General features: G+C 59.9%; 14 protein-coding genes. 5 read left to right on the top strand and 9 right to left on the bottom strand.

Going from position 1 to position 17,694, the window contains the following annotated elements:
* Positions 1–99: 99 nt before the first annotated feature.
* Positions 100–1,152 (top strand): quinone-dependent dihydroorotate dehydrogenase, encoded by a 1,053-nt coding sequence (locus AC1DY9_RS17620; RefSeq protein ID WP_477667177.1) that lies wholly within the window; start codon positions 100–102, stop codon positions 1,150–1,152.
* Between the two features lie 67 nt (positions 1,153–1,219).
* On the opposite strand, the gene xth is transcribed toward AC1DY9_RS17620, so the two are convergent.
* Both xth and AC1DY9_RS17610 read right to left on the bottom strand, forming a co-directional pair.
* A complete protein-coding gene (gene xth / locus AC1DY9_RS17615) occupies positions 1,220–2,080 on the bottom strand; it encodes an exodeoxyribonuclease III (RefSeq protein WP_457278733.1) in 861 nt (286 codons plus the stop codon).
* A 32-nt stretch (positions 2,081–2,112) separates the two neighbouring features.
* Positions 2,113–2,361, bottom strand: coding sequence for a hypothetical protein (locus AC1DY9_RS17610; RefSeq protein ID WP_457278734.1), 249 nt, complete (start codon positions 2,359–2,361; stop codon positions 2,113–2,115).
* A gap of 567 nt (positions 2,362–2,928) precedes the next feature.
* Between AC1DY9_RS17610 and AC1DY9_RS17605 the strand changes: the two genes are divergently transcribed.
* Positions 2,929–5,004: an oxidoreductase gene (locus tag AC1DY9_RS17605; protein ID WP_477667253.1), complete on the top strand. Its 2,076-nt coding sequence runs from the start codon at positions 2,929–2,931 to the stop codon at positions 5,002–5,004.
* A 12-nt stretch (positions 5,005–5,016) separates the two neighbouring features.
* On the opposite strand, the gene AC1DY9_RS17600 is transcribed toward AC1DY9_RS17605, so the two are convergent.
* From AC1DY9_RS17600 to AC1DY9_RS17585, 4 genes are all read right to left on the bottom strand, one after another.
* On the bottom strand, positions 5,017–5,790 hold the full coding sequence (locus tag AC1DY9_RS17600) for an AAA family ATPase (RefSeq protein WP_477667252.1): 774 nt from the start codon (positions 5,788–5,790) through the stop codon (positions 5,017–5,019).
* A gap of 201 nt (positions 5,791–5,991) precedes the next feature.
* Positions 5,992–12,996, bottom strand: a complete 7,005-nt coding sequence (locus tag AC1DY9_RS17595; protein WP_477667176.1) for a calcium-binding protein — start codon at positions 12,994–12,996, stop codon at positions 5,992–5,994.
* Positions 12,993–13,145 carry a hypothetical protein gene (locus AC1DY9_RS17590; protein ID WP_477667175.1) on the bottom strand — a complete coding sequence of 51 codons (153 nt, stop codon included), beginning with the start codon at positions 13,143–13,145 and terminating at the stop codon, positions 12,993–12,995. The genes AC1DY9_RS17595 and AC1DY9_RS17590 overlap by 4 nt, the downstream gene beginning before the upstream one ends.
* A 5-nt stretch (positions 13,146–13,150) precedes the next feature.
* Positions 13,151–13,630 (bottom strand): hypothetical protein, encoded by a 480-nt coding sequence (locus AC1DY9_RS17585; RefSeq protein WP_477667174.1) that lies wholly within the window; start codon positions 13,628–13,630, stop codon positions 13,151–13,153.
* A 572-nt stretch (positions 13,631–14,202) separates the two neighbouring features.
* Here AC1DY9_RS17585 and AC1DY9_RS17580 point away from each other — a divergent pair.
* Complete coding sequence (locus AC1DY9_RS17580; RefSeq protein WP_477667173.1) at positions 14,203–14,442, top strand: hypothetical protein; 240 nt, start codon at positions 14,203–14,205, stop codon at positions 14,440–14,442.
* Between the two features lie 134 nt (positions 14,443–14,576).
* Here AC1DY9_RS17580 and AC1DY9_RS17575 read toward each other — a convergent pair whose 3' ends face one another.
* The gene (locus tag AC1DY9_RS17575; RefSeq protein WP_477667172.1) at positions 14,577–15,524 is read right to left on the bottom strand and encodes a LysR family transcriptional regulator; all 948 of its coding nucleotides are present in this window, start codon (positions 15,522–15,524) and stop codon (positions 14,577–14,579) included.
* A gap of 150 nt (positions 15,525–15,674) precedes the next feature.
* Between AC1DY9_RS17575 and AC1DY9_RS17570 the strand changes: the two genes are divergently transcribed.
* Positions 15,675–16,079, top strand: a complete 405-nt coding sequence (locus tag AC1DY9_RS17570) for a RidA family protein (RefSeq protein ID WP_477667171.1) — start codon at positions 15,675–15,677, stop codon at positions 16,077–16,079.
* A 9-nt stretch (positions 16,080–16,088) separates the two neighbouring features.
* On the opposite strand, the gene AC1DY9_RS17565 is transcribed toward AC1DY9_RS17570, so the two are convergent.
* Together AC1DY9_RS17565 and AC1DY9_RS17560 are read right to left on the bottom strand one after the other, a co-directional pair.
* Positions 16,089–16,298 (bottom strand): DUF3820 family protein, encoded by a 210-nt coding sequence (locus AC1DY9_RS17565; protein ID WP_477667170.1) that lies wholly within the window; start codon positions 16,296–16,298, stop codon positions 16,089–16,091.
* A 2-nt stretch (positions 16,299–16,300) separates the two neighbouring features.
* Entirely contained in the window at positions 16,301–16,660 is a 360-nt protein-coding gene (locus tag AC1DY9_RS17560; RefSeq protein WP_477667169.1) for a translation initiation factor Sui1, read from the bottom strand.
* A 262-nt stretch (positions 16,661–16,922) separates the two neighbouring features.
* Here AC1DY9_RS17560 and AC1DY9_RS17555 point away from each other — a divergent pair, with 262 nt between their 5' ends.
* Positions 16,923–17,693 carry a DUF2726 domain-containing protein gene (locus AC1DY9_RS17555; RefSeq protein ID WP_477667168.1) on the top strand — a complete coding sequence of 257 codons (771 nt, stop codon included), beginning with the start codon at positions 16,923–16,925 and terminating at the stop codon, positions 17,691–17,693.
* Position 17,694: the final 1 nt, after the last annotated feature.

Here is a 17,694-nt window from a genome sequence, read left to right as displayed (position 1 = left end):
TTTGGGGGGCCGGGGCGAAACGGGTTTTGCGACAATCAGGCTTCATGCCCGGCCTGCCCGGGTGGTTCATCGCCTCATCGCCAAAAGCCGAATTATCCAATGTCCCTGCTCCCCTACGCCCTGGCCCGCCCTTTTTTATTTGGGCTTGACCCCGAAACCGCCCACGAGCTGACCATGGCTTCGCTCGCGCGTACCCAGGGCACGCCGCTGTCGCTGGCGTATTGCGGCAACCGCGTGAGCGATCCCGTCGAGCTGGCCGGCCTGAAATTCGTCAACCGCGTGGGTCTGGCCGCCGGGCTCGATAAAAACGCCCGTTGCATCGACGGCCTGGCCGCCATGGGTTTTGGTTTTGTCGAAGTCGGCACCGTCACCCCTCTGGGCCAACCGGGCAACCCCAAGCCGCGCATGTTCCGCCTCACCGAAGCCAACGCGCTCATCAACCGCCTGGGCTTTAACAATGAAGGGCTGGCCGCTTTTCTGGCCAATGTGCAGCGATCCAGCGTGCGCAAGCAAGGCGCGCCAAACAGCCTGCTGCTGGGCCTGAACATCGGCAAAAACGCCGCCACGCCGATTGAAAACGCGGTGGACGATTACCTGACCTGCCTGGACGGTGTCTACCCGCACGCGGACTACGTCACCGTCAATATCTCCAGCCCCAACACCAAAAACCTGCGCGCCCTGCAAAGCGACGAAGCCCTGGACGCCCTGCTCGGCCGCATTGCCGAACGCCGCGAGACCCTGGCCAAACAGCACGGCAAGCGTGTGCCGATTTTTGTGAAGATCGCACCCGACCTCGATGAAGCCCAGGTCGATGTGATTGCCGCCACGCTCAAGCGCCACGCCATGGACGGCGTCGTCGCCACCAACACCACGCTGAGCCGCGACGCGGTGAAAGGCATGCGCCATGCCGAAGAGGCCGGCGGCCTGAGCGGCGCCCCGGTGCTGGAAGCCAGCAACCGCGTCATCGGCCAGTTGCGCACGGCACTCGGCAAAGGCTTTCCCATCATCGGCGTGGGCGGCATCATGAGCGGTGCGGACGCCGTCTCCAAGATCAAGGCCGGCGCCGACGTCGTGCAGATCTATACCGGCCTCATCTACAAGGGCCCTGAACTGGTGACTGACGCCGCGACTGCGATCAAAAACAGCCGCTAGACCAATAGGGACTTGCGCAGGCAGCTATTGAATTAATAGCAACGAATCCGCAAGGCACGGCATTGGCTTACGGAGCTTTTTTGCGCGGCATCGCTGCCGCTCGCGGCCTCGCCACTTTGGCCACCTTCTTCTTCACCGCGCCCGCAGCTTTACGCGCCACACCCAGCTCCACCCACACCGGCGCATGGTCGCTGGCGTGCTCCTGCCCGCGCACCCAGCTGTCTACCCCGGCAGCTTTCAGGCGCGGCGCCAGTTCAGCGTTCAGCAGGATGTGGTCGATGCGCAAGCCCGCGTTGCGCTGCCAATGCTGGCGAAAATAGTCCCAGAAGGTGTAGACGCGTTCATCCGGGTGCAAATGCCGAAGGCTGTCTACCCAGCCTTGCCCCAACAGCTTTTCATAGGCCGCCCGGCTTTCGGGCTGCAACAGGGCGTCCTTGCGCCAGGACTTGGGGTTGTAGATATCAAAGTCCGTCGGCACCACGTTGAAGTCACCCGCCAGCGCCACCGGGTGCCCGGACGCATAAAGCCCCGCCGCGTGCTTCTGCAGCCGCTCAAACCAGGCCAGCTTGTAGTCAAACTTGGGGCCGGGCTGCGGGTTGCCGTTGGGCAGGTACAGGCAGGCCACGACGATGCCGTCCACTGCCGCCTCCAGATAGCGGCTGTGGTCATCTGACGCATCGCCGGGCAGCTCACGCCGTATTTCAACCGGCGCCTCACCCCTGGCCAGAATCGCCACACCGTTCCATGAACGCTGGCCTTTCCATAAAGCGCTGTAACCCGCTTCCCGCAGGTCGGCCTGGGGAAACACACTGTCCAGCGCCTTGAGCTCCTGCAGGCAGACCGCGTCGGGCGATTCTTTGGCCAGCCAGTCAAGTAACTGCGGAAGCCGCGTCTTGATGCCGTTGACGTTAAAGGTCGCGAGTTTCATCAGACCCCGATCAAACGCTGGCCAAACCCCAATCAAACGCCGGGCGAAGGCTTACCCCGGCCCGGCCCGCGCCGGAAAGCCTCGGCACCGCCGCTACCGCCGCCGTCAGGAAAGCTGTGCTGCTTGAGCTTGCCGGCCTTTCCGGGCTTCACCGGGTTTTCAATCAAGGTGCTGGCATCGTTGCCATCCGCTTCATCGTCCGGCTCGCTGTGCGGAGGATGCGGCACCGTCGCGCCTTCGCCGGTTTTGGCGCGTGTCGGGCTGGTGTTGGTTTTTGCCATGAGTGCTCCAGAAATCGAAGCTTCAAAGTACCAGCACAGGCTGCGGGCGGGTGTCGGACAACACCGCAAGGCCGCTGCCCCGATACCCTGAGGGCACCAGAAAAGGCGATGCAAAGCGAGCCGGCCAGGCCAGCATGAGCCGCGGAACCGGCTTCGCCGGGCGATCTATAAGCCACCCCCGTCCAGGCTCACTGCGTGTAGCCTGTTCCCCCTCGAGGGGGCGGCGCCTGCGGTCTGGCAAAGCCAGTCCCGCGGCCCCCACTGGTGAAATACGCCCACTGGTTACGCCGCTGAACTCTTCATGCAAGCAGGGGCCGCGGAACCGGCTTCGCCGGGCCGCAGGCGCAGCGGCCCCCTTGGGGGGCAGGGAGCTACACGAAGTGAGCGACCGTGGGGGCCCGGGTTAGCCCGAAGGCGGCGTAGAGCCTGTCCCCTAGAGTACCCGGCGCGCTGTGCCGTTGGCCCTGCAGCGACTACCATGCAGGCAGTTTTGACAGGAGACCTGCCTTGGCCGCGACCCCCACTTCGGCGACGACGCCCCCTTCCCTTGCGTCTTCTTCTTTTTCCCTGGACCCCGCTTCCCCCTACCCCCATCTGCTCGCGCCGCTGGACCTGGGCTTCACCACGCTGAAGAACCGCGTGCTGATGGGCAGCATGCATACAGGCCTGGAAGACGGCCGCAAACACTTCCCCGCCATGGCTGCCTACTTTGCCGAGCGCGCACGCGGCGGTGTGGGCCTGATGGTTACCGGCGGCTTCGCGCCCAACATCGCCGGCTGGACCAAACCGTTTGCCGGCATGCTCGCCAGCTCAGGCGCTGCGCGCCGCCACAAGCAGGTCACAGACGCCGTGCACGCCGAAGGCGGCAAGATTGCGCTGCAAATTTTGCACACCGGCCGCTATGGCTACCACCCGCTGTGCGTCGCGCCCTCGCGCATCCAGAGCCCGATCTCGCCATTCACCCCGCGCGAGCTTAGCTCCAGCGGCGTCGAGCGGCAGATTCGCGCCTTCATCCGCTGCGCCATGCTGGCCCGCGATGGCGGCTACGACGGCGTCGAGATCATGGGCAGCGAAGGCTACTTTATCAACCAGTTCCTCGTTACCCACACCAACCAGCGCACCGACGAGTGGGGCGGCAGCTATGGCAACCGCATGCGTGTGGCCGTGGAGATCGTGCGCCGCACGCGCGAAGCCGTCGGCCGCGACTTCATCATCATCTACCGCCTCTCGATGATCGACCTGATTCCCGGCGGCAGCAGCTGGGAAGAAGTCGTGCTGCTGGCCAAAGCCGTTGAAGCCGCCGGTGCCACGCTCATCAACAGCGGCATCGGCTGGCATGAGGCGCGTGTGCCGACAATCGCGACGTCAGTACCACGCGGCGCCTTCACCTGGGTCACCAAAAAGCTGCGAGGCGACCTGCGTGCCGCCGGCCTCACGATTCCTGTCATCACCAGCAACCGCCTGAACATGCCCGAAGTGGCCGAACAGGTTCTGGCCGACGGCAGCGCCGACATGGTCAGCATGGCCCGCCCCTTCCTGGCAGACCCCGAGTTTGTCAACAAGGCCGCGCAGGGCCGCCGCGACGAGATCAACACCTGCATCGCCTGCAACCAGGCCTGCCTGGACCACGCCTTTCAGGCCAAGCTGGCAAGCTGCCTGGTCAACCCGCGCGCCGGGCATGAAACCGAACTTGTCATTCGCATCGCCCCCGCCAAAAAACGCGTTGCCGTCATAGGCGCAGGCCCCGCGGGTCTGGCCGCCGCCACCACTTTGGCCCTGCGCGGCCACAGCGTGGATTTGTATGACGCTGCCGACAAAATCGGCGGCCAGTTCAACCTGGCCAAGCGCGTGCCCGGCAAGGAAGAGTTCGAAGAAACCCTGCGCTACTTCGGCCAGCGCATCACCGGCACCGGCGTGAAGCTGCACCTGAACACCCGCGTCTCGGCGGCCGACCTCATTGCGCAAAAGTTTGACGAAGTCGTGCTGGCCACCGGCGTCACGCCGCGCAACCCGCGCATTCCCGGGCAAGACCATCCCAAGGTGCTCAGCTACATCGATGTGCTGCTGGGCCGCCAACCCGTGGGCGAGCGCGTCGCGCTCATAGGCGCAGGCGGCATCGGCTTTGATGTCGCCGAATTCCTCGTCACACCCACCGGTCACTCCACCGCACTCGACCTGCCCGCCTGGCTCGCCGAATGGGGTGTGGCCGATCCCGGCGAAGTGCGCGGCGGCGTCGTGCGCCCGCAGGTCACGCCGCCGGCGCGCCATGTCACCCTGCTGCAGCGCAAGCCCGGCAAGCTGGGCGCGGGCCTGGGCAAGACCACCGGCTGGATCCACCGTGCCGCGCTGAAAATGAAAAACGTCGAAATGCTTTCAGGCGTCAACTATGAACGCATTGGTGAAAACGAAGGAGGCTCAGGCCTCAGCCTCTTCATCACCTTCGGCGAAAAGCGGCTGGACGGCACCGTGCTGTCAGTCGACAACATCGTGCTGTGCGCCGGGCAGGAACCCCTCCGCGAACTGCTGGAGCCGCTGCGCGCGGCCGGCGTCAAGACGCACCTGATTGGCGGCGCAGATGAAGCCAGCGAACTCGACGCCAAACGCGCGATTGACCAGGGGACGCGGCTGGCGGCGATGGTTTGATCCAGGCCCCGCTCACGCAGATGCGTCAGGTTCGTCCTTGCGCTCCAGCAGCAGGCGAAGCATGCGCTCCGGGTTTTGCAAAAAATCGCGCGTAACCCGGTAGTGCTCAGTCTCGACGTACTGAATGCGCTCCAGGCCGGACTCTGAGCACGCATAAATCCAGGCGTCCGGGTAAGCCATCAGGATGGGCGAATGCGTCGCGATCAAAAACTGCGACCGCTCCAGCACCAGGTCATGCATGCGCGACAACACCGCCAGCTGGCGTTGCGGCGACAGGGCCGCTTCCGGCTCGTCAAGGATGTACATCCCTTCCGGGCCGAACCGGTGGTTGAGCAGCGACAGAAATGACTCGCCGTGAGACTGCTCATGCAACGAGCGCGAGCCATAGAAAGTGATCACCGGCGGCCCCATGGAAGGTTCTGCGTCCAGGTTCTCGATCTCCGTCGCCACATTGAAGAAGCTCTCTGCACGCAGAAAAAAGCCGGTCTTCGGCCGCTTGAAGCCTTTGGCAACGCGAATGTATTCGTTCAGCACCGAATGGGAAACGCGTGTACCGAAACGGAAATTTTTGGTACCGCCTTCTGCGTTAAACCCCAGCGAAACTGCAATCGCCTCCAGCAGCGTCGACTTTCCCGAGCCGTTTTCACCCACAAAGAACGTCACTTTCGGGTGCAGGTCAATATGCTCCAGCGTGCGGATGGCCGGCAGGTGAAACGGGTAGGCCGCGAAAGACTCCACCTTGTCGCGCACCAGCGTGACGCGGCTGGCAAACTGGCTGGAGATGATCGATGACATGACCGGAGTTTAAGGTGGCGGCGACGCTGGAAAATAGCTGACGAAGACCCGCCCGGTCAGGGGCACTTCCCCGTCAAGCATCAAGCCTGTGGCGAGAATATTTGCTGCCCAAACACAAAGAGAAGCCTGTCGCCATCATCCACTGCGTACGGCGGCTGGCGACAGTACTCCCTGGATTCAAACAGACATCTTCTACTGCCAGTTTGCAGCAATGACCGGTGACAAGTTTGTTTGATAGCCAGCCGGCAATGTGGTCTCACCTGCCGCCGGTGGCGAGAACGCCGCCATTGCATCAACCAGGTTTTGCACCTGACTGTCCAGCAAACGAGTCCCGTTGGCCAGCTCAAATATTTCCACATGGTTGCCGGCGCCCTGGTACCAGTTGGTGACAGCCACTTTGTCCGTTGTGCCTATGACAGAGACCTCCAGATTGAGCCCTACCTGCTGAAACCAGAGCTGGTCGGCAGCAACGCTGGCGTCAAACCTCAAGGTGTCGGTCACACCCGCAGTGGCATCTGTGTCTGTGAGGACGTCAGCGCCGTCACCCCGCGCAAACAGGTAGGTATCAGCGCCTGAGCCACCAAAAAGCTGGTCATTTCCAGTGCCCCCCGTCAAGGTGTCGTTGCCCCCCAGGCCGCGGAGAATATCGTTGCCGGCCAACCCATTGAGCGTATCTGCCGAGGTGTTGTTGCCAATCAGGCTATCCGCACCCGTCGTAGCTGTCCCGACGACGCCTCCATTCAACAAAATGGCGTCGATGTCTGCAGGCCTCCACACCGTGCCATCGCCGAACGCGATTTCCTCAACGGACCAGGGTGTCACCGAGTTGTTGGCCAGGTAGTTGCTCACCGTCAGGGTGTCGGTCGTCCCCGTGATTCTCAAAATGAGATTGTTCCCGCTGCGAGTTACCGTGATACCGGTAGGTGTAATACCCGCGTCAAATTCAATCCGATCAATGTTTCCCGCGGTCCCATCGTTGTCATAAATGGTGTCCTGGCCGCCGCCCACTCCGAAGCGATAGATGTCGTTGCCCGTGCCGGTGTAGACGCCGTTCCAGGTGTCATAGATTCCGCCCGCCAGGATGTCGTTGCCCGATCCGCCCACCAGAATGTCGTTACCGGCGCCGCCTTGCAAGGTGTCACCATCGGCACCACCATTGAGTGTGTCGTTGCCGTTGCCTCCACTCAGGGAGTCGCCGCCGGCCTCGCCCAGCAGCATGTCGTTGCCGTCTTCCCCGTTGAGGGTGTCGACGCCATTGCCGCCGTACAACGTGTCGTTGCCGGCCCGGGCGCTGATGGTGTCATTGCCGTCATTCCCCACGAGCACATCATCGGAGGCATAGCCGGTCAGGGTGTCATTGCCTGAGCCGCCCGTCAGCGCCATCAGCTTCACATTTGCAACTGACCAGACCGTGTTGACATCATCAGTGAAGCGGATCTCTTCAACGGCCCAGCCTCCGGCTCCATCCCCGCTGAAATAGCCGTTAACCGTAATCTGGTCGGCGGTGCCTTGAATCTTCAGGACCAGGCTGTCGCCCGATCGCGAAGCCAGCACGCTGGCGGGCAGGATTCCAGCCTTGAAGACGATCTTGTCGACAACGCCAGCGGTGCCGTCGTTGTCGTAGATCGTGTCCTGGCCATCGCCCAAGCCGAACAGGTAGGTGTCGCTGCCCGCGCCGTTGTAATTGCCGTTCCAGGTGTCGTACACCCCTCCGGCCAGGATGTCATTGCCGGCACCACCCTCCATGGTGTCATTGCCTGATCCGCCTTGCAAGGTGTCCACATCGGCTCCGCCATTGAGCGTGTCGTTACCGTTACCGCCGCTCAGGGAATCACCACCGGCCTCGCCCAGGAGCACGTCGTTGCCGTCCTCCCCGTTGAGGGTGTCGGCGCCATTACCGCCGTACAGCGTGTCGTTTCCGGCCCGGGCGCTGATGGTGTCATTGCCGTCATTGCCCACGAGCACGTCGTCGGTGGCGTAGCCCGTCAGGGTGTCATTACCGGCCGTACCGACCAGAGCCATCACCTTCACATTGGCAATCGACCAGACCGTGTTGACATCATCGGCGAAACGGATCTCTTCCACCGCCCAGCCGCCGGTGCCGTCCCCATTGAAATAGCCATTGACCGATATCTGGTCGCTGGTGCCGATGATTTTGAGCACAAGAATATCGCCGGAACGGGAAACCAGGACATCTCCGGGGAGCACCCCGGTTTTGAAGATGATCTTGTCAATGACGCCAGCAGTGGAGTCGTTGTCGGAGATCGTGTCCTGTCCATCACCTCGCCCGAACAGATAGGTGTCGCTGCCGGTTCCGGTGTAAACACCATTCCAGGTGTCGTACACCCCGCCGGCCAGAATGTCGTTACCCGACCCGCCATCCAGGGTGTCGTTCCCGGCACCTCCTTGCAGTGTGTCGACATCGGCACCGCCGTTCAAGGTATCGTTGCCGTTGCCTCCACTCAGGGAATCACCACCGGCTTCGCCCAGGAGCAGGTCATTGCCATCTTCTCCGTTAAGGGTGTCCGCGCCATTGCCGCCGTACAGCGAGTCGTTGCCGCCACGACCACTCATGGTGTCATTGCCATCGTTGCCCGCCATCACATCGTCGGTGGCATAGCCAATCAGCGTGTCATTTCCGGCGCCGCCCACCAGCGCCGCCATGTTCTTGACGTTGGCTACAGACCAGACCGCATTGACGTCATCAGTGAAGCGAATCTCTTCGATGGCCCAGCCGCCGGCGCCATCCCCATTGAAATAGCCGCTCACCGATATCTGATCGCCGGTGCCGATGATTTTGAGCACCAGGGTATCGCCAGAGCGGGAAACCAGGACATCCCCCGGGAGAACTCCGGCTTTGAAAATGATCTTGTCAATGACACCTGCGGTCGTGTCGTTGTCGGCGATCGTGTCCTGCCCGTCTCCGCGCCCAAACAGGTAGGTGTCGCTGCCTGTGCCGGTGTAGACACCGTTCCAGGTGTCGTACACCCCGCCGCCCAGCAGATCATTACCGGCCCCGCCTTCCAGGATGTCGTTACCCGCTCCACCCTGCAATGTGTCGCCATCGGCGCCTCCGCTCAGCGTGTCATTGCCGTTGCCACCGCTCAGGGAATCACCGCCGGCGTCACCCAGAAGCAGGTCGTCGCCATCTTCCCCGCTGAGGGTGTCGGCGCCATTACCGCCGTACAACGTGTCGTTGCCAGCCCGGCCGCTGATGGTGTCGTTGCCATCATTGCCCACGATCACGTCATCTGTGCCGTAGCCGACCAGTGCATCGTTGCCGGCACTGCCGACAAGGGCCATTGTCCTGACGTCGGAAACCGTCCATACCGTATTCAGGTCGTCCGCAAAACGGATTTCTTCCACGGCCCAGCCGCCAGTACCGTCTCCATTGAAATAACCGTTGATTGTTACCTGGTCGCTGGTACCCTGGATCTTCAGAACCAGGCTGTCACCCGAGCGCGAGATCAACACGCTGCCTGGCAAGATGCCAGCCTTGAAGACGATCTTGTCGACGGCACCGGCCGTCGTGTCGTTGTCGGCGATCGTGTCCTGGCCGTCGCCCAAGCCGAACATATAGGTGTCGCTTCCCGCTCCGTTGTAGTTGCCGTTCCAGGTGTCGTACACCCCGCCGCCCAGCAGGTCGTTGCCGGCTCCGCCTTCCAGGATGTCGTCGCCGGCGCCACCTTGCAGCGTATCGTTGTCAGCCCCACCCAACAGGGTGTCAACACCGTTGCCTCCGATCAGGGAATCCGCACCGGCATCGCCCAGGATCAGGTCGTTGCCATCTTCACCGCTGAGAGTGTCAGCGCCATTGCCGCCATACAGTGTGTCATTGCCTGCCCGGGCGCTGATGGTGTCGTTGCCGTCATTGCCCACGATCACGTCATCGGTGGCGTAGCCGGTCAGGGCATCATTGCCGGCACTGCCTACAAGGGCCATAGTCTTGACGTCTGTCACTGTCCAAACCGTGTTCAGATCATCGGCGAAGCGAATCTCTTCGATGGCCCAACCGCCCGCACCGTCTCCATTGAAATAGCCGTTGACCGTTACCTGGTCACTGGTGCCCTGGATTGCCAGGATCAGGCTGTCGCCGGAGCGCGAAACCAACACACTGCCCGGCAATATTCCAGTCTTGAAGACGATCTTGTCGACGGCGCCAACGGTGGTGTCGTCGTCGGCGATCGTGTCCTGACCATCGCCCAGGCCGAACAGGTAGGTGTCGCTGCCAGTGCCGTTGTAATTGCCGTTCCAGGTGTCGTATACCCCTCCACCCAACACGTCGTTGCCGGTGCCTCCATCCAGAACATCGTCACCTGCGCCGCCCTGCAAGGTGTCCCCGTCAGCTCCACCCTGCAGCGTGTCGTCACCATTCCCGCCCATCAGGGAATCAGCACCGGCACCGCCGGCCAGAAGATCATTGCCGTTGCCGCCGCTCAGTGAGTCGGCTCCCGCCTCTCCGTTCAATATGTCATTGCCGTCATTGCCGGTCACGGTGTCGTTGCCGTCCCCGGCATTGATCGTGTCGTCGGTGGCATAACCCTGAAGCGTGTCGTTGTTGACCGTTCCAAGCAAGGCTTGCGCTTTGACGCTGGCAACATCCCAGACCGTTGCCGCATCGTCGACAAACTGAATCTGCTCAATCGCCCAGCCTCCAGTGCCGTCGCCATTGAAATAACCGTTGACTGCTATTTGGTCGCTGGTGCCCTGAATCTTCAGCACAAGGCTGTCACCCGAGCGGGAGATCAGCACGCTAGCGGGCAAAATGCCTGACTTGAAAACTATCCGGTCGATAGCGCCGGCGGTGGTGTCCTGGTCAACAATTGTGTCCTGGCCATCGCCCAGGCCGAACATATAGGTGTCGCTGCCAGCACCGTTGTAGTTACCGTTCCAGGTGTCGTACACGCCACCGGCCAGGATGTCGTCGCCGGCGCCGCCTTCGAGCACGTCGTTGCCTGAGCCACCTTGCAGCAGATCATTTCCTGCGCCTCCGTCCAACCAATCACCGCTTGCACCTGCATTGAAAGTATTTGCGGAGGCATCTCCCAAATAAATGTCTGACCGGCTGCTTCCGTTGGTCATCAGGCTCAAATACACATCCAAGGATGCGAGCTCGCTCCTTAACGGAGAATCTACCGCCAGAGCATCAATCCAGCTGCTCAGTATGGGTATCCCACCAAACCCGACAGCAGATAATGCTGCGGCCGTGTAGTGATGAAGTTCAACCAGGTCAATAAGCGCGTTTCGCTCATCTGCAGCTCTATGGCTCACAAGCGCAGCGGTCAACGCAGTAGTGTCAAACGTAATTCCGGTTTCGCCGACAACCACTTCAATACTGTCGAGATACGGCTTAAGCCTCGTCTGGGCTACCAGTGCGGCATAGACATTTTCCTTCAGCGCACTATAGGCTTGCAGCAACAGATCCACCTGTGCAGCCAGCGGACTGACGATGTAGTGATACACCACGTTCCCAGTGTTCGGATCAGTGCTGCTATTGATGGCAAAACCGGTTGGGCGGGGCCCACCATTTTCATCACCGTAGAAACGGCTGCCATTGAAGGCCTCGAGTACATAGATAAGGTTCTTGTATTCGGCCTCAGTCACGCCAGCCGGCAGGTTATAGGTGACGTTGGCATTGAGGCTGTAAAGCACGCCGTGGGAATAGGTGGAAGTGTTGGCCCACAGAGTGACGAGATTATCAAGCTGGCTGCGCTGGCCATCCCTGGTGGAGGTTGTTGCGAAGGTTTGCAGGGCATCGGCGAAGTCGCTGTCTAGGCTGGCAGCCGCCCGCATATTACGCACCATGCCCGAGCCATTCATCTGCGGCAGCGCCTGAGCTTGCTCGGTGATGGGCACAGGGTTTCCGGCTTCGTCCACCACTTCAGGCGGGAATTCGGTAAAGAAGTTGTTGACTTCCAGGTCTATCGCCCCGACGGTATGTGCCTGGCCATTCTGGGTGAACGTCGTGCTCAAGGCAACAGTATTATTGTTGATCACCTGCCCCGCTTGTGGGCCCGTGCTGCTGCCGTTTACCCCAATACTGGTGATGTTGAGCTCGCTCAGGGTCTTGAGCTCGCCGCTCTGGGTAATGCCGTCCTGGTTGGCGTCTTGCCATATCCTGAGTTCGCCAAATGCAGCATCTGCACTGGTGATGAAACCATCGCCGTTGGCGTCCAGGTCACGGAGAGCATCAAAGCCGTCCGTGGCCAATGTGTTGTTGCTCTTGATGGTGTCTACACCGAAGAGCTCGCGGCCTGTGTCTATCGTGCCATTGCCGTTGAGATCCCGAACCAGGAACCCATCATCCGGTCTGGCCCAGCCAGTACCGGTTTTGATCCCGTCGGCGTTGTGGTCGAAGAGAATAGCGCCGCTGGCACCTGCCAGCTCCAGGCCGTCGCCGTCTAGGTCGAAAACCAATGGATCCCGTCGAATGACGAAATTCTTCGCTGCACCAAATCGACTACCCGTCAGTCCATCAATTACAAAGTCAATGGTATTTGTAAACCACCATTGATCTCGCAACCAACCGTTTACTTGCTGAAAATATTGCCCCCCCAAATAAGAGCCAACTCCAGCCGCAATTCCCCCAACGATCGCAATCGTGACTACTGTGGCGGTAGCTGGTAGAAGGAGAACAGCCACGCCAGCAAAGGCCCAACTAAGTGCGACGCCTGCACATGCGTTCTCCCAATTGGTTTTGTCCCCGGTCTGGCTATATTCCCACGCCCCCGTAATCATCTGCGCCGCATCGACGATTGGCCCAAAAGCCTTTCCTATTCCGCCACCAACACTCGCGATTGTTTTATTCGCACTACCAATTTTTACGTTAGCGTCAGAAACAAGATTCTCAAGCCATTGCTGCCGTCCCATTACATTCGCTTCGACGATAGCTGCCTGGGCAGCAGCCTTATCTCGATACTTGCGCATGATGTCTGCAATTCCGGTTTTCCCAGCAGCCTCTGCCCCTTCTGCCCAAGCATTGGCAGTATCTTTCAGGTTCCTGAAAGATACTGCTTGAGATTCAGCAAAAATATTGAATTTCTGAGTCTCAGTAAGCACTTGCTGGCCTGATTGTTCCAATACAAGTGCGGCAGTCGCCGTATATCTTTTCGCTCCATCTGAAAGAGCGCTGGCTACCGCGCCGCCCCAAGCGGTAGTTAGCTGGGCCAGATCGCTCAATTTAATTTCAACACTCATGCTGCATTTTCCTCTTGCGGTTGATTGACTACTAAAAACGGAATTCGTATGACGCTATAGACGGCATACAAAAAGAAAAACCAAACGACGGACAAAGAACCTGATATCAATCCGCCAAAAATTGCCAGCGCAACGTTGCTCATGAGCATCAAACTCACCACCAATTGACCTCGACTTCCACCGGGATCCAAGCCGAGTTCACCCGGAAGAATATGAAAAAAATAATCAGCAAGGCAAAAATGAAACTCCCCCCTACCGCTTTAAGCCACATACGAAAACGGCTTTTTGGAGAACTCAAAATCATGTCGGCACGCAAGAACTCCTCAGGAGTTTTTAAACTTAGAAATTGATAAATCCCTAAAAGAAGAGATGCCAACAAAATAAAAATCCAGTACACATCCGCAGTATTCGGACTCTGTATTGAGAGAGACAACTTTTTTGCAGATGGCACCACTGCATTCAGAAATCGCCATGGATAACTATTGGTCAGCCATGGCAACCCTGGGAGAAATAAAGGCAACATCAATAAAGGCAACATCAACCCAAAGGTCGTAAGCGCCAAAAAACCGGTCAAAAGTTTTCTATTACATCGCTTCACCACGGGAAAGTCGTTCGGCGTCTTTTTCTTGTCCATTGGAGCCTTTGTTTCTCAGAACACTGTCCGCTGTCTGTATCGGGCTAAGCAGGTACTTGACGATTCGCCGCTTGCTAGCTTTGATCTCGGCGGTGATATTCATTCCCGGGAGCGAGACAGAGCGCCTTGCCATTTACGTTGATGGTTTCGAATCTAGTTTCAAAATGCTGAGTATCCGGGTAGACGCATCGCTCGGCCTCCTCCAATTGATCGGTTTTCATACAACTCATGAACTCCCTTTTTCGGCGACTATAAGTTAACAAACTCAGCCTGACGTTGTGAATTTTTAAGTCATCCAATAAAACTCGTGGCAGCGATGTGAGCGATCGGCAATCAATCTACGCGAATCAAATGACAATATGAAGTGACACCCCTGTCACATATAACAGGGTGGCCGGGTAAACACCGACGCGCCCACAACGCCTTGAACAATTTAGTTCTAAGCTACACGATAAGAAGATCTATCGGGATCAAAGATTTGTGATTTCTGACCACTCCATCCACGCAATGCAACACTCATTCAAATCTCGATAGATGAGCAATGCATCCATATCCCATTCAAGGAGATTTCGATGACGGCCACTCTTCGCCAAGCTCTGATTCATATACGTTCGGGGCAATGGAACGACGCACACGGCATTGTGCAAAGCGATGAATCGCAACTGGCTGCCTGGCTACACGGCATCTTGCATATCCAGGAAGGTGACCTGGAAAATGCCGAGTACTGGTACGGCCAGGCGAACCGCAACTTCCACAACCGTGGAACACTCGATGAGGAGCTGGAACGTTTCGAGGCGGCGTTAGCTGAATAAAGACTGCCAGATTAAAAGCTGCTGGTTTTTTAATCCAAACCTGACCCTCATCCAGGCCCCCCAACACCTGCTGGTGTGAAAGCAAGGGAACCAAGAGTGATAACCCGCTCCGCCCACTCGTGGATACCCTCTGCTCATTTGGGATCGGATTTCATTCTTCCGCCATCTGGACCACCGACAGGCGCATGCTGCGCCATCAGCCCGGCTACCCACTCGATGAACACGCGCAGTTTGGCGCTGACATGCCGGTTGGGCGGAAAGGCTACGTACAAGGGCATCGGGTCAAGGCGCCAACCCTTGAACAGGCGCATCAGTTCGCCGCCAGCCAGGTGCGCCTTCGCCATATAGTCCGGCAGCCAGAGGACTCCCAATCCCGCCAGCCCGGCCGCGAGGTAGGCATTGCCGTCATCGAATGCGAACAGGTGGCGGCCTTGCACCTTGATGCTCTCGCCCTTGCAGTGCATGGCGTACGGAAAAGCCTTGCCGGTGCGCGCCCACAGGAACCCCACGATGCGGTGATGTGTGTCTTCCAGCTCTTGTGGGTGCAACGGTGTGCCCGAGCGCTCCAGATAGGCCGGGGCGGCGTACACCCCCAACTGCAGGTCACCCACCTTGCGGGCCATCAGCGACTGATCGGTTAGCTCGCCGCCGCGCACGACGCAGTCCACGTTGTCGCCGATCAGGTCCACCATACGGTCGCTGACACCCATGTCGAGCTGAATCTCAGGGTAGCGCGCATGAAATTCCGGCAAGGCCGGCACCAGGATCATGCGGGCCAGGGGGCTGGGTACATCGACCCGCAGCCGGCCCCTGGGCGACGCTGACGCACTGGACAGGCTGGTCTCGGCATCGTCCACTTCGGCCAGGACGCGCACCACCCGCTCATAGTAGGCAGCGCCATCGGCAGTGACATTGACCTTGCGTGTGGTCCGGTTGAGCAGCTTGACCCGCAGCCGCGCTTCCAGTTGCTGCACCAGCTGCGTCACGCTGGTCTTGCTCATGTGAAGCGTCTCGGCCGCCTTGGTGAAGCTGCCCGCTTCCACCACGCGGGCGAATGCCTGCATTGCATCGAAACGGTCCATCTCTGCTCCAGATACGTTGACGTTGATGATTATTTGGATTTTACGAACAGTGATGGTTAGCCTTGCCTGTTTATCCGAAAGGCGCAGCCTCTTAAAGTTCTTTCATCGTTAACCACGGGCCGACCATGGCCCTTTATGAAGGAGATTTTTATGACCAAGCGTGAAGTCGTTTTTCCACCGGGGCGCCAGGCCCTCTATGAACGCAACCGGTATTCGCCGGCGGTGAAGTCCAACGGCTTCCTGTTCGTTTCAGGGCAGGTGGGCAGCCGCGAAGACGGATCCCCCGAGCCGGACCTGGAGGCTCAGGTCCGGCTCGCCTTCGACAACCTGAACGCCATCCTCAAGGCCGCAGGCTGCACCTTCGACGACGTGGTCGACGTCACCGTCTTCATGGTGGATCCGGAATCGGTGTTCGAGACAGCCTGGAAAGTGGTGCCCGACTACTGGGGCAACGCACCGCACCCTACGCTGACGGGTGTCGGCGTGACCTGGCTCTATGGCTTTCAGTTTGAGATCAAGGTGATTGCAAAGCTTCCAGAGTCTCGCGGTGATTGAGTGACTTGACTACCGCCGCAGCGGGTCCAGCAGCGGCTTCAACCCGTTGTGGTCGATCTCCTGCATCAACTGCAGCAGGCGGCCGATTTCGCCTTTGGGAAAACCTTCGCGGGCGAACCAGTTAAGGTAGTTGCCGGGCAGGTCGGCGATCAGGGTGCCCTTGTGTTTGCCGAAAGGCATTTCGCGGGTCACCAGCAGCTGGAGGTCTTCGGGGTTCATGCCTAACCGCCTGCCCGCTTGGGCGCGTAGCCCTGTTTTTGCAGCGCCTGCATGACGGTGTCGCAATGGTCGCCCTGCACTTCAATGATGCCGTCTTTGGCCGTGCCCCCCGAACCACAGGCGGCTTTGAGCTGTTTGCCCAATTGCGCCAGGGCCAGCGCGTCCAGCGGCAGGCCCTTGATGACGGTGACAGTTTTTCCGCCGCGGCCTTTGCTTTCACGCATGACGCGCACCACACCGTCGCCCTTGGGTGTTGCCTGCTGCTTGCACGTGCACGCGGACACCGGCTGGCGGCAGCCAGGGCACATGCGTCCCGCGTCGGTGGAATACACGAGGCCGCCGCTGGTGGGGAGTTTCTTCATGGAGTTTAAGGAGGGGATGCGTGGAAAGCGGCTCTGGCCGGGTAACACCGCAGTGTGGTCACCACGGCCGGGTCAGCACGGCCTAATACGAACGTTCACAAATGTTCTGGGCCAAATCGCGGAAAAATGAAAAATGTACCTTATAAACACGGCTGGGATTTTCAGCCAGCGCCGCGCAGCCGCTCAGGGTCATACACCCATATCACAACAGGCAGCGCATCGGCCCGGCACATCAACGCAGTACCAGCACCAGGACAGCACCATGACCGGCACCTCTTTTTTGATCGGCTTCTTTATCTTTGTGGGCAGCGTAGCCTTGGGGGCGCTGGGCTATGAACGCTGGCTGTCGCATGTGGTGTCGGCCCGCAAGAAGGTGGCGCGCAACCACGCGCTGCGCCGCAAGCCGCTCACCAGTCGCGACGAGCTCGCGGTGTGGCGCTGGCTGGCAGACATTTTTCCGGACCACCATGTATTGATCAAGGTGCCCTTTACCGGCTTTATTGAACCCAACAGCCGCGGCGGCGACGCGCACTGGCAGGCGCTACTGAGCACCGTGAGCTTTGCCTGCGCCGTGGCCGACCGCAAAGGCGCTGTGCTGGGTTGCGTCGATGTGCTGGGGCGCGGCGAGCAGGCAGACCGCAAGCATGCTTTCAAGCGCGAGCTGCTGGGCCGCGCCGGCATTCCCTACTGGATTGTGGACAGCCAGCGGCGGCCCGAGGCCACGCTGCTGCGTGAAAAGTTCACCGGTGCTGCCGCCGAGCAGGCGGCGATCAAAAAGACGCCACGCTCAGCCATGCCCCGCAAACCCGTCACCGCGCTGGAGCAGCGCCGCCTGTCACGCGTGTCCAACAACGCATCGGACCTGACCCGCACCGGCATGACGCCGCTGCATCTGAAGTCCACGCTCAAGCTGAAGGCACTGGCACGGGCCTTTGCCTGGCGCCTGGCCGGTGAGCCGCCTTCTTACAGGCCACGGAGTTCGCGCAGGCCCATGGGCTTTCCCACCACCAGCATCAGCAACTCGACCATCTGAG

Source organism: Polaromonas sp. P1_F6 (assembly GCF_056405695.1).
This window is presented reverse-complemented; position numbering and strand designations above follow the sequence as displayed.

Bases quoted from the DNA above. Each gene is read 5' to 3' on its own strand.
- AC1DY9_RS17620 (WP_477667177.1), top strand. From the start codon at position 100: ATGTCCCTGCTCCCCTACGCCCTGGCCCGCCCTTTTTTATTTGGGCTT.
- xth (WP_457278733.1), bottom strand. From the start codon at position 2,080: ATGAAACTCGCGACCTTTAACGTCAACGGCATCAAGACGCGGCTTCCG.
- AC1DY9_RS17610 (WP_457278734.1), bottom strand. From the start codon at position 2,361: ATGGCAAAAACCAACACCAGCCCGACACGCGCCAAAACCGGCGAAGGC.
- AC1DY9_RS17595 (WP_477667176.1), bottom strand. From the start codon at position 12,996: ATGAGTGTTGAAATTAAATTGAGCGATCTGGCCCAGCTAACTACCGCT.
- AC1DY9_RS17590 (WP_477667175.1), bottom strand. From the start codon at position 13,145: ATGCTCATGAGCAACGTTGCGCTGGCAATTTTTGGCGGATTGATATCA.
- AC1DY9_RS17585 (WP_477667174.1), bottom strand. From the start codon at position 13,630: ATGGACAAGAAAAAGACGCCGAACGACTTTCCCGTGGTGAAGCGATGT.
- AC1DY9_RS17580 (WP_477667173.1), top strand. From the start codon at position 14,203: ATGACGGCCACTCTTCGCCAAGCTCTGATTCATATACGTTCGGGGCAA.
- AC1DY9_RS17575 (WP_477667172.1), bottom strand. From the start codon at position 15,524: ATGGACCGTTTCGATGCAATGCAGGCATTCGCCCGCGTGGTGGAAGCG.
- AC1DY9_RS17570 (WP_477667171.1), top strand. From the start codon at position 15,675: ATGACCAAGCGTGAAGTCGTTTTTCCACCGGGGCGCCAGGCCCTCTAT.
- AC1DY9_RS17565 (WP_477667170.1), bottom strand. From the start codon at position 16,298: ATGAACCCCGAAGACCTCCAGCTGCTGGTGACCCGCGAAATGCCTTTC.
- AC1DY9_RS17560 (WP_477667169.1), bottom strand. From the start codon at position 16,660: ATGAAGAAACTCCCCACCAGCGGCGGCCTCGTGTATTCCACCGACGCG.
- AC1DY9_RS17555 (WP_477667168.1), top strand. From the start codon at position 16,923: ATGACCGGCACCTCTTTTTTGATCGGCTTCTTTATCTTTGTGGGCAGC.